This window comes from Paractinoplanes polyasparticus (assembly GCF_019710575.1).
Classification (GTDB): Bacteria; Actinomycetota; Actinomycetes; order Mycobacteriales; family Micromonosporaceae; genus Actinoplanes; species Actinoplanes polyasparticus.
The window spans coordinates 13,195-24,683 of record NZ_JAHWFK010000036.1 but is presented as its reverse complement, the minus strand read 5'-3'; the positions used below and the strand labels follow the sequence as shown (position 1 = coordinate 24,683).

At 73.3% G+C, this 11,489-nt stretch carries 8 protein-coding genes and 2 pseudogenes; 5 read left to right on the top strand and 5 right to left on the bottom strand.

Annotated elements, in window-relative coordinates:
- Positions 1-42 precede the first annotated feature (42 nt).
- Positions 43-690, bottom strand: a complete 648-nt coding sequence (locus KXC43_RS32610) for a TetR/AcrR family transcriptional regulator (RefSeq protein ID WP_221380048.1) — start codon at positions 688-690, stop codon at positions 43-45.
- Positions 691-727: 37 nt separating this feature from the next.
- On the opposite strand from KXC43_RS32610, the gene KXC43_RS32605 reads away from it, so the two are divergent.
- A complete protein-coding gene (locus KXC43_RS32605; RefSeq protein ID WP_221380047.1) occupies positions 728-1,531 on the top strand; it encodes an alpha/beta fold hydrolase in 804 nt (267 codons plus the stop codon).
- A gap of 46 nt (positions 1,532-1,577) precedes the next feature.
- Here KXC43_RS32605 and KXC43_RS51520 read toward each other — a convergent pair whose 3' ends face one another.
- Together KXC43_RS51520 and KXC43_RS51515 are read right to left on the bottom strand one after the other, a co-directional pair.
- Positions 1,578-1,970, bottom strand: a complete 393-nt coding sequence (locus KXC43_RS51520) for a LysR substrate-binding domain-containing protein (protein ID WP_308129360.1) — start codon at positions 1,968-1,970, stop codon at positions 1,578-1,580.
- 130 nt (positions 1,971-2,100) lie between these two features.
- A pseudogene (locus KXC43_RS51515) lies at positions 2,101-2,481 on the bottom strand (LysR family transcriptional regulator); the annotation flags it as partial.
- Positions 2,482-2,552: 71 nt separating this feature from the next.
- Between KXC43_RS51515 and KXC43_RS32595 the strand changes: the two are divergent.
- Positions 2,553-2,969 carry a RidA family protein gene (locus KXC43_RS32595; RefSeq protein ID WP_221380046.1) on the top strand — a complete coding sequence of 139 codons (417 nt, stop codon included), beginning with the start codon at positions 2,553-2,555 and terminating at the stop codon, positions 2,967-2,969.
- A 143-nt stretch (positions 2,970-3,112) separates the two neighbouring features.
- Here the strand turns inward: KXC43_RS32595 and selB are convergent, their stop codons facing one another.
- Together selB and selA are read right to left on the bottom strand one after the other, a co-directional pair.
- Positions 3,113-5,011, bottom strand: a complete 1,899-nt coding sequence (selB, locus tag KXC43_RS51510) for a selenocysteine-specific translation elongation factor (protein ID WP_255645251.1) — start codon at positions 5,009-5,011, stop codon at positions 3,113-3,115.
- A gap of 302 nt (positions 5,012-5,313) precedes the next feature.
- Positions 5,314-6,591 (bottom strand): annotated as a pseudogene (gene selA / locus KXC43_RS32580) (L-seryl-tRNA(Sec) selenium transferase); the annotation flags it as partial.
- A gap of 119 nt (positions 6,592-6,710) precedes the next feature.
- Between selA and KXC43_RS32575 the strand changes: the two are divergent.
- Genes KXC43_RS32575 through KXC43_RS32565 form a run of 3 tightly spaced genes read left to right on the top strand, consistent with a single transcriptional unit; the run spans position 6,711 to position 11,339 of the window.
- Positions 6,711-7,508 (top strand): hypothetical protein, encoded by a 798-nt coding sequence (locus tag KXC43_RS32575; protein ID WP_221380044.1) that lies wholly within the window; start codon positions 6,711-6,713, stop codon positions 7,506-7,508.
- A 50-nt stretch (positions 7,509-7,558) separates the two neighbouring features.
- The gene (locus tag KXC43_RS32570) at positions 7,559-10,285 is read left to right on the top strand and encodes an AfsR/SARP family transcriptional regulator (protein ID WP_221380043.1); all 2,727 of its coding nucleotides are present in this window, start codon (positions 7,559-7,561) and stop codon (positions 10,283-10,285) included.
- The gene (locus tag KXC43_RS32565; RefSeq protein ID WP_221380042.1) at positions 10,278-11,339 is read left to right on the top strand and encodes a class I SAM-dependent methyltransferase; all 1,062 of its coding nucleotides are present in this window, start codon (positions 10,278-10,280) and stop codon (positions 11,337-11,339) included. The genes KXC43_RS32570 and KXC43_RS32565 overlap by 8 nt, the downstream gene beginning before the upstream one ends.
- Positions 11,340-11,489: the final 150 nt, after the last annotated feature.

The following is an 11,489-nucleotide window of genomic DNA, read 5'->3' as shown; positions in this document are numbered from 1 at the left end:
CCCCACCAAGCGCGGTTGACGGCTTGTCGCTGTTGGCGGATGTCAAGCGCCCGAAGCGGGGGCTGGAACGCTCGGCGATCTGCCGGCGGGCATCGGAGGAATGAGCGTCATCGCGAAGTGGGCGACACCAAGGAGTTCACGCCGCGTCGCGCCCAGTTCGGCTCGGGTTGAGAGGCCCTGCCACAAGGTCTGCACGAGCTCGGCGAGCACAGCGACTTGTACCGTGGCCGGCAACTCGCCGGTACGTGCTGCCTGTTCGAGGCGATTTCGCAGGCGTGCCTCGTCGGAGCACTGAAGATCGGCGACGTACGTGCGGACGTCGAGGGTGGTTGAGGTGTCGGCCATGACCGCACTGCTCGTCAGGCAACCGGGATGCCCCTCGTCCGTCCGCGTGAACTCTGTGACGGACTCGAGCAGGAGTCGCTCAATGACCTTGGTGACCGTGGGCTCAGCCAGAGCACGGTCATAGATCGCGCTGTAGCGCAGCGCATAGCTGCGGATTGCCTCGGCGAACAGGTCGGCCTTGGTGCCGAACGCGGCGTAGAGGCTCGAGCTCGAGATCCCCAGGGCCGCGGTCAGCATCCGGGTCGAGGTGCCGGAGAAGCCGTGCTGCCAGAACAGATGGGCGGCGTGACGCAGCGCGTCGTCCCGGTCGAACGCGCGCGGACGGCCGGCGGGTCGTGGTGCCATGTTGACGATTCTAGAGCAGTTGACCCAGAATCCAGTTATGGAGCAAACGATTCAGAAACTGGTGGACGTCGAGGGCAGCTGGGTGAGCGTCGACGTCTACGGTGACCCGGACGGGCCCGCGATCGTCGTGATCCCGGGTGCGATGGCAGACTCTGCGACCTGGGCTGCGGTCGCGCGGCAGCTGAAGGGCTGGCGAACCGTCGCCGTCGTCAACCGGCGCGGGCGGCACCCCGCCGGCCCGCTGACCGATGCGTACGGCATCCAGGCCGAGATGCGCGACACCGAGTCCGTGCTGCGTGAGTTCTCCGACGTGCGGACACTCTTCGGCTGGAGCTACGGCGGTCTCATCGCGTTGCATCTCGCGAACGCGGTCACGGTGGCGCACCTGATCGCCTACGAGCCGATCATGGCTCCCTTCGGTGCGGCAGCCCTGCCGGATCTCGCGGATGCCCACCACGACGGCGACCTGGATCGCAGCGTCGAGGTCGCGCTCGGGCAAGTCACCGGCATGCCCGGCCCGATCATCGAGTCGCTGCGCTCCGACGCCGCGCTCTGGGACGGCCTGCGTAAGGTCAGTTCGCCGATCTACCACGAGACCCGGTCCGTCAATGACGCTCCGCTCCCGCAGGAGTTCGCGCGACAAGCCGCCCGGATCGATCTGATCGTGGGTGAGCGCAACCGCGGTCGAGCACCGTACGGCACAACGTTCGACGACGTGGCTCGCCGCACCCCGCGCGCTGCCGTGCATCAGCTAGCCGGGCAGGCGCACCTGGCGCACCTGGAAGCCCCCGGTGAACTCGCTGCGCTGGTGAGCCGGCTGCGTCACAGCGCACCCGGATGACACGCGAGCCGGGGGACGAAGCCGCAGCCGCGGCGGGTGCAACGGGTCAGCGGGTCCACAGGGGGTCGACGGCGCTGGTCAGCAAGAGCAGGAAGGACCGGACGGCGGGGGACGGCGTGCGGGTGACCGGGGTGGCCGCGTAGATGCGGCGGGTGGGTTCGTCGTCGCGGTGCAGACGTAGCAGGGAGATGTCGGCGGGCTTGGTGCGCATGGCCAGCGCGGGGATCAGGGCTACGCCCAGGCCGGCGGCCACGCAGCCTAGTTTGGCGGTCCACTCGGCGGCGACTATGTCGATTCGGGGGCGGAAGCCGGCGGGGAGGCTGGCTCGTAGCAGGGTTTCCTCGGCGTCGGCGGAGCCGGCTATGAACGAGTCGGCCTCGAGTTCGGCCAGGTGGACCGTGCGGCGGCGGGCCAGGGGGTGTGTTCGGGGGACGGCCACCAGCAGGCGTTCGTCGAGGATGCGGTGGAGGGTGAAGCGAGCCGGGTCGATCGGGCCGGCGGGGGGACTCGCTCACTACCGCCACGTCGGCGTCGTCTGTGGTCAGGCGGTTGAGCAGGCGCGGGGTCAGGCCTTCGACGAGGCTTACGGTCACTTCGGGGTACGCCGTGCGGAAGGCGGCCAAGGCGCGCGGGACCAGGGCGGCTACGGCTGTCGGGAAGGCGCCCACCCGTAGGCGGCCGGTGTCGAGCGTGTGCAGGTCGTCCACGGCTCGGCGGGCTGTTTTCAAGCGGTCGAGGATGGCCTCGGCGTGGGGTAGCAGGGCCCTGCCCTCTTCGGTCAGGGCGACTCCGCGGGGCAGGCGGTCGAAGACCGGGGCGCCCAGGTCGGACTCGAGGGCGGCTATCTGGCGGGAGACCGCGGACTGGGTGAACTGCAGCCGTTGCGCTGCGGCCGTGATCGAGCCCAGGTGCGCGACGGTGCGGAAGACCTCCAGCAGGGCCGTGTCCATGACTGGTAAGCATGGCAGGCATGCGTGACATTCGCTGGTGGCATGGGAGGGCGCTGTCTAGCGTCGTCGCCATGGTGAAGATGACGCTCGACAATCCCGGGTCGGTGGCCGCGCCGTTCGGGGACCGCTTCGCACACGTGGCGCGCATCGACTTGCCGGGCGGCGGCGCTCTGCTGCAACTGGCCGGACAGGTGGCCGTCGACGACGCCGGCGAGGTGGTGGCGCCGGGCGACGCGGGCGCCCAGGCCGCCCGGATCTTCGAGATCGTCGGCGCCCTGCTGAAGGCCCACGGCGCGAGCCTGGCCGACGTGCTGTTCATCCGCACGTTCATGACCGATCTCGGTGACCTGCCCGCCTATGGCGCCGTCCGCCGCCGGCTCTTTTCGGCCCCGGGCCGGAACCCGCCGGCCAGCACGACTGTCGAGGTGAGCGGCCTCTTCCTGCCGGGGGCGGTGCTCGAGGTCGAGGTCACGGCGGTCGCCGGCTGACGACCGGCCACCCGTCGGCTGGGTCGCCACGGGGGCAGACCCAGCTCAGGGTGGTCGCCCAGCTAAGGGGTGGTGGCCGAGCTCAGGGGTGGTGGCTCGCGCTTCGGGGGCGCGTGGCCCGGTCCAGGGTGGTGGTGGGCTGGTCAGCGGACTTGGCGGCGGTCGTCCGGGAGGCGCTGGGTGATCGCTCGGCGGTCGAGGAGTTCGAGGAGGGGAACGGCCACGCGGCGGGTGGTGTCCAGGGCTCGGCGGGCCTCGCTCAGCGTGAAGGGCTGCGGGAGGCCGGCCAGGATTGCGGCCGCGTCGTCGACCGCGCCGGCTGCCAGGACTACCTGGGGCGTCAGCTGGACGACCAGGCCGGTGCGGGCGGCGGCTGCGAGCTGACGGGGGCCCAGCCCGAGATCGGCCAGGGTATGTGCCTCGGGGGCGGCGAACGGTCCCAGGCCGTCGAAAGCTTTCCCGACCAGGGCGACCAGCTCGTCGGGCGGGCCGGATGACACCGCGGCGACCCGGCCGTTCCGCATTGACAGAGGCGCGCGGATCAGAGCGGTGACCAACGTGCGGTCGGGTAGGCCGAGGCGGTGGCGGAGTGCTTCGAGCGGCATGCCGGGCTCGAGGGGGTGCTGCTTCTGGTACTCCGTGACCTCGGCGGGGAGCCGTTCGCGAAGCGAACTCCAATAGGACGAGTCGGCATACCATTCGCCGGCCACCGGGGTGATGGAGACGGGACCGGGCGGTGGATCGGCGATCGCCGGGCCGGCGTTGGGGTCTGGCCGATTCGGCGTCGGCGCGGACCGGCGTGTTCCTCGTGCGGGCACCTCTGGGTCACGGGTCTTCTCGGCGGCGGGTCGCGCGGGAAGGGAATGGGGGAGCGACGGCGGCGGCAGAGGGATGCCCATCTCGGCCAGGGTGGTGGCTCGGATCAGGTGGCGGCGGGCGAGCTCGCCGGGCAGGTCGGGGTGGCCATCCAATGTGGCCAGGACCTTGGCTCGGGCGGCTGCGGCGCCTCGGCGTTGGAGGCCGGGTGGGAGGACGTCCAGGACTGTTACGCCGCCGGCTACGTGGTGCAGGCCGGGGTTGCGTAGCAGGGCGCGGTCGCCGATGCGTAGGGGGAGCGGGCGGGACAGGCGCAGGCGGGCTGTGTCGGGGCCCAGCGGGCGTACGCGGACGGGGACTGCGGCCGAACCGGTGTGCAGGGTCATTGTGCTGGGCAGGTCGGTGGTGGGGTCGCCGTGTACTCGCACGTCGATCAGATCGGTGAGGCGGAATCGGCCGGGGGTGAGGAGGGCGTCGCCCCGGCTTACGTCGTCTCGGGGGGTGCCGCGCAGATTTACCGCTACGCGGGCCACTGCGGGCGCAGCATCGGCGGGGCGGCCGAGGGACTGCAGGCCGCGTACGCGTACCAGCGTGTCGCCCAGGGCCAGTTCGTCGCCTACGCGCAGGGTGCCTGCGCCCAGGGTGCCGGTGACCACTGTGCCTGCGCCCTTGACGGTGAACGCCCGGTCGATCCACAGCCGTACGGGCTCGTCGAGGTCCGGCGCGGGCAGGGCGGCCACCAGCGTCTCGATCGCGGCGCGCAGGTCGTCCAGGCCGGCGCCGGTCAGGCCGCTCACGGCTACGGCGGGCACGTGGCCCAGCGGCGTGGCGGCGATCTCGGCCAAGGCCTGGGCTGTGGCGGGAGCCGGGTCGGCGAGGTCGCTACGCGTCACGACGAGCAGACCATGGCGTACGTCGAGGGCCGCCAGCGCCGCCAGGTGCTCGGCCGACTGGGGTTTCCAGCCCTCGTCGGCGGCCACCACGATCATGGCGGCGGGGACGGGGCCGATGCCGGCCAGCATGTTCGGGACGAAGCGTTCGTGGCCGGGGACGTCGACGAACGCGACCGTGTCGCCTGCGGGCAGGGTGGTCCAGGCGAAGCCGAGGTCGATCGTCATGCCGCGGCGGCGTTCCTCGGCCCAGCGGTCGGGTTCCATGCCGGTGAGGGCTTGCACCAGCGTCGACTTGCCGTGGTCGACGTGTCCGGCGGTGGCCGGGACGTGCATGCTCAACGGCCCTTCGCCGCGGGCGCGCGGGCCGGCGTCGGCTGTTCGTCGGGCTCTGACCCGGGCGGCGTCGATGGCTCAGCGAGGCCCGCTCCGGGTGGCGTCGGCGGTTCGGCGAAGCCCGTTCCGGCGCGCGCCGGTCGTTCGGCGAGACGTGCCCCGGCTGGCGTGGGTCGTTCGGCGGGCCGTGTCCCGGCTGGCGTGGATGGGTCGGCGGGTTGTGCCCCGGCTGGCGTGGATGGGTCGGCGGGTTGTGCCCCGGCCGGGGTGGGTTGTGTGCCGGGCGGCTGGGCCCGGGATGACGCGACGGAGACGACCATTGCCACCAGGGCGGGGTCGGCGGACGGCGGGACGCAGCGCAGGTCGAGCAGCAGACGGTCGCGTTCGACCCGGCCCACTACCGGCGTCGGGGCGGTTCGCAAGGGGGACGCGTATGCGGGTGGCAGCGCGAGCGACCACGACGGGAGGGTCAGCTCGGGCGCGCCACCCCCACCCACTACGGCGTCCGAAGGCACGATGTCGGCTTGGACGCCCGCCTCGGCCAGCTGGGTCCGGGCGTGCCGGGTGCGGGCGAGCAGAGCGTCGGGTGAGACGCGTAGCGCTTCCCACGTGGGGGTTTCCGGGCCGGTCAGCGTGGCTTGCAGGGCGGCCAGGGTGAGCTTGTCCACGCGAAGGGCGCGGGCCAGTGGGTGGCGGCGGAGGCGTTCGATCAGGGGTGCGGCGCCGAGCAGCAGGCCTGCCTGGGGGCCGCCGAGCAGCTTGTCGCCGCTGGCGATGACCAGGGCGGCGCCCTCGGACAGGGTGGTGTGGGCGTCGGGCTCGTCCGGAAGCAGCGGGTCGGGGGTGAGCAGGCCGGAGCCGATGTCGGCGACCACGGGGACGGGCAGGGTGGCCAGCTCCGGCACGGACGCGGCGCTGGTGAAACCCCGTACGACGAAGTTGGAGGGGTGGACCTTGAGGATGAAGCCGGTTCGGGGGCCGATGGCCCGCTCGTAGTCGGCCCGGGTCGTGCGGTTGGTCGTGCCCACCTCGCGCAGGCGGGCGCCGGTCGACTCGAGCAGGTCGGGGAGGCGGAAGCCGTCGCCGATCTCGACCATCTCGCCGCGGCTGACGATGATCTCGCCGCCGGCGGGGGCCAGGGCGGTTGCGGCCAGCACCAGGGCGGCGGCGCCGTTGTTGACCACGTGGACGTCGCGGGCGGCGGGGACGGCCCGGTGCAGGGCGGCCAGCGCGGTGCGGCCGCGCTTGGCCCGGCGGCCGGTGGTCAGGTCGAGCTCGACGTCGGTGTGGCCGGCCGCGGCGGCCACGGCCTCGCGAGCCGCGGGGGAGAGGGCGGCGCGGCCCAGGTTGGTGTGCAGGACGACGCCGGTCGCGTTCAGCACCGGGCGCAGGCCGCCGGGCAGGGCGGCCAGGGCGGCGTCGACCACGGCTTCCGGCTCGAGCTTTCCTTCCCGTACGCGCTGAAGCGTGGCCACGACGGCCGCCTTCACGGCCGCGCGGCCCTCCGTCGCGGTGGCCGTGACCAGCCGGGGATCGGCCAGGACGACGTCCGTGCGCGGGACGCGCCGCCGAGAATCCATCACCGTCTCCCTCCGCCGCCGGTCGTCTACCCCGGGCACGCCATTCGAAAGCTACCCGTCGGCCGGACGGGCGTTGCGCACGACTTCGATCATGGAGTGGGATGGCGCGTGGAGGTGCCGTGGGGCTGGAGATCGACTTTCACGACAACGAGGCGCTGGTGTGGAGCCGGCCGCTGGCCCTGACCGTCGGGGCGGCGGGCGCGCTGCTGATCGCGGCGGCGGTTCTGGTGTCGTGGGCGGCTCCGGCCGGTGTGTTCGGCGGGGTGGCCCTGTTCGTGGCGGTGAGCGGGTGGATCGGGTCGGCTCTGGAACTCAAGTACGGGGACCTGCCGATCGCTCAGCCGGTCGCGGTGGCGCATCACGCGAAGGTGCGGCGGCGGTCGGCGCGGCGCAGCAGCGGGGTGCCGTGGGTGACGGTCGCGCTCGGCGTGGTGGTCGTGCTGGTCGCCGCGGGCACGGAAGACGCCTACGGGATCGATTACTTCGTGGCGGCGTGCGGGCTGGCCCCCGTCTGGTTCGGGGTGCTGGTCGGGCCGGTCGCCGGGTACGTGGTCACGCCGCAGCACCTGCACATCGACACCGCGCTGTGGCGGGTGAGCGTGCCCCGGCGCCTGATCGGGACGTTCGAGCACAGCCAACTCGAGATCCGGCTACGGCTGCTCAACCGGGACTTCGTCGACATCCGCGTCGACTCGCCGATCATGGAGCACTCCTCGCGGGGCTACTGGATGAATGCGCGCTGCCGCGTCCGTACGGCGGAAAAGCTCGTCCGCATGCTGCGGGAGGTCGCCGAGGAGCCCGGCACCGACACAGCCGTGACCCGCCGGCGGCGGCCGATCGTCACCGCGGTCGCTGCCCTCACCGCGGTGGGCATCGTCGCCCTGGGAATTTACGGCTTCCTTCAGTACGGCGTCTGACGGCCCGATAAGGGCTGGCCCCGGACGACGCGCGGTGTCGAGAATGGGGCGTGCACGTCGAGGTGGGGCTGCTGGGGCCGGTCGAGTTGCGACTCGACGGGCGGCCGGTCGCGCTCAGCGGGGCGCCGCAACGGGTGGTGCTGGCCCGTCTCGCCCTGGCCGAGGGGCGCGTGGTGCCGGTCGGCGACCTGATCGAGGCGCTGTGGGGCGACGACCCGCCCGGCAACGCCGTCGGCAATCTGCACAGCTATGTCTCGCGACTGCGGCGGCACACCGTGGTCCTCCGCGAACCGGGCGGGTACCGGCTCGATCAGGCGGACCTCGACATCGGCCGGGCGGAACGTCTGGCCGCGGCGGGCCGGCTGGCCGAGGCGCTGAGTTTGTGGCGGGGCGAGGCGCTGGCCGACGTGGCCGACCGGCTGGCCTTCGCGCCCGACGTAGCGCGGCTGGGCGAGTGGCAGCGGCACCTGCGTGAGGAGTGGTTCGACCAGCGGCTGAGCGCGGGGAAGGCCGCCGAGGCGGTGCCCGAGATAGAGGCGTACGCCACCGCGGAGCCCATGCGGGAGCGGGCCTGCCTGCTGCACATGCGGGCGCTGCACCAGAGCGGGCGCACGGCCGAGGCGCTGGCCGTCGGGCGGGCGTACCGGGAACGGGTGGTCGACGGGCACGGCGTGGACCCGTCGCCCGCCCTGGACGACCTGCAGCGGCGCATCCTGGCCGAGGATCCCGCGCTGCGCCCGGGCACGCCACGGGCTCCGCGACGGCGGGCCGACCGGTTCTTCGGGCGCGCCGACGAGCTGGCCGCCCTGCGCGCCGCGCTCGCCGCCGGTCGGGTGACCACGCTGGTCGGGCCGGGCGGGGTGGGCAAGACGCGGCTGATGACCGAGGCGCTGACCGGCGGCGAGCTGGTGGTCGAGCTGGCCGAGCGGTCCGTGCCGGGTGACGTGGCGGCCGCGGTGGCCGGGGCGCTGGGCCTGCGGGCGGCGCCGCGCGGCGGCACGGTGGCCGTCGCGGACCTGCTCGGGGCGGCTCCGGCCCTGCTCGTGCTGGACAACTGCGAGCACCTGGTGGAGGCGGTCCGCGAGCTGGTCGACGAGATCCTGGTGCGCTGTCCGCGGGTGCGTGTGCTGGCGACGTCGCGGCAGCGGCTCGGCGTGGCCGGGGAGCGCGTGCTGCGGGTGGGACCGCTGCCCGAGAGCGACCGGGTGGCGCTCTTCTGCGACCGGGCGGCCCTGCTGCGCGCCGACTTCCCGCAGGACGACCGCAGCCGGGAGCTGGCGGCCGAGGTGTGCGGGCTGGTCGACGGGTTGCCGCTGGCGGTCGAGCTGGCGGCCCGGCGCGAGGCTGTCTTCGGGCTCACGCACCTGCGGGACCGGCTGGGCGCGGGTCTGCAGGTGCTCGACCCGGCCCGGGGCGGCGACCGGGCCACCGCGGTGACCGCGACGGTCGAGTGGTCGTACCGGCTGCTCGACCCGTCGGCGCAAGCGCTGCTCGATCGGCTCGCGGTGTGCCGGGGCGGCTTCGACATCAGCATCTTGCCCTATTTGTCGCAGGACGCCGCGGTGCTGGCGGAACTGGTCGACGCCTCCCTGGTGGTCTGCGACGTCGATCAGAACCCGCCGCGCTACCGGCTGCTGGAGACGGTGCGGCACGTCGCGCTGACGCACGGGAACGAGGACCGGGACGCGCACGCCCGCTGGATGCTCGACTTCGTCACCGACCTGCTGCGGCGCCAGCGCGTCCGCAACCCCGACACCACCCCGGCCCTGCGCCGCGAGCGGGGCAACCTCCAGGAGGCGCTGTCCTGGCTGGAGGATCGGGACGAGGGGGCGCGGCTGGCCGCGTGGACCGCGATCGCCGGGTCCGACGCGCCCGACCCGGGGCTCACCGCGCAGCTCGTCCGCTTCAAGCCCGAGCGGGTCGAGACCGAGGCCGACGCGTTGCGGGCGCTCGCGGCGGGCACCGGCGAATGGCTCAACGGCCGCCTCGACGAGGCGAACCGGCTGCTCAGCGCCGCGATCGACCGGCTGCCGGACGAGCACACCCTGACCGGGCCGGCGCTGCTGCTGCGCATCTCGAACTCGATGTTCGTCGGGCGGGCCGATCTGGTGCGGGCCGACGCGCTGCGGCTGCGCGAGAACCGGTCGGCGCCGGCCTGGACGCGGGCGACCGGTTTGTGCTGCGCGGCCCTCATGGACGCCTACGCCGGGGACGCGGCCGCGGGTCTGCGGTGGCTGGAGGCGTACGGGAAGGAACTGAACGCCGACCGGCTGGACGGATTCGTGCCGTTCACCCGGGGCGAACTGCTCGCCGGCACGGACCCCGAAGCGGCGGTGAGCTGCTACGACGAGTCGCTGCGGCGAACCGAGCGGGCCGGGCTGGGCTACACGGCGAACATCGCGCGCGTGGCCCGTACGGCGGTGCTGATCCGCATGGGGCGGCACGACGAGGCGGTCGAGGCCTGCCGCCGGACGATCGTGCAGGTGCGCGCGGCCGGGATGACGGCCCAGCTCTGGACCATGCTGCGGCTGACCGCCGAGCTGCTGGGCGACCTGGGCGAGGCGGAAGCGGCGGCGGTGCTGGTGGCGGCGGCCGACGACGACCCGTACGCGCCGGTGGTGATGGGGCCGGACGTCGAGCGCCTGGCCCGGCTGCGCGCGGAGGTCACCGGGGAACCGCCGGAGGACGTCGCGCAGTACGCGCTCGCCTTGCTGGAGCGGCAAGGCGCGGGCAAGGAGGCGGCAAGCGACGGCCCGCATCGTTCGGGGCATGACTGACACCCAGATCGACGAGGCCCGCGTCGAGGCCTTCGCCGGGCAACTGCTCACCGACTTCGCCGGCGCCGGCACGACCGCCCTGACCGTGCTCGGCGACCGGCTCGGGCTCTACCGGGCGCTCACCGGCGCCGGCCCGACCACGGCGGCCAAGCTCGCCGCCACCACCGGGCTGCACCCGCGCCTGGTGACCGAATGGCTGACCGCCCAGACCGTTTCCGGTCACCTCGTCAGCGACGGGGAGACCTTCGAGCTTCCGCTCGAACACGCGCTCGCGCTGTCCGTCGTCGATTCCCCGGCCTACGTGATCGGCGGCGCGGAGGTCATCGCCGGGTACTTCCTGACGCTCGACAAGCTGGAGCGGGCCTTCCGCGGCGACGGCGGGGTGGCGTACGGCGAGATGCCGGGCTGCCTGCACGAGGGCATCGAGCGGTTCTTCCGTACGGCCTACGTGAACCACCTCGCGCAGAGCTGGTTCCCGGCGGTGCCGGGACTGGTCGACAAGCTGGCGGCGGGGGCCCGGGTGGCCGACGTCGGCTGTGGTCACGGGGTAGCCACGCTGCTCGTCGGGCAGACCTGGCCGGCGTCGACCGTGACCGGTTTCGACAACCACGTGCCGTCGATCGCGGCCGCCCGGGCCAACGCCGTCTCGGCGGGCAGCCCGGCCAACGTCACGTTCCAGGTCGGCGACTCGGGCGCGCTGCCCGGAAAGTACGACGTGGTCGTGTACTTCGACTCGCTGCACGACCTCGGCGACCCGCGGGCGGCTCTGCGGGCCGCGTACGACTCGCTGGCCGAGGGTGGCCTGCTGGTGGCGGTCGAGCCGTGGTCGGCCGACGACTTCACCACCGTGATCGGCAACCCGCTCGTGCGGGCGAACTACAACGCGTCGACGGTGCTGTGCACGCCGGGGTCGTTGAGTCAGCCGGGGGCGTACGGCCTGGGCACCCAGGGCGGGCCGGCCAAGCGCCTGGCCCTGCTGGCCGAGGCGGGCTTCGCGGACCCCGTCGTGGCTGCCGACACCGGCTTCAACCTGGTGCTGGCCGCGCGCCGCTGACATGTCGGACGTATAGGGCGTGCCCTTCGGGGTACGCCCGTGGCCCAGGCGGTTCTCCGGCTGAACGAGCAGGCGCGGAGCGTCATGACGACTACGGTCGAGTTGAGCGTGGCGCCGGGCGCTGTTCGAGGAGCCGGGCACGCTCGACAC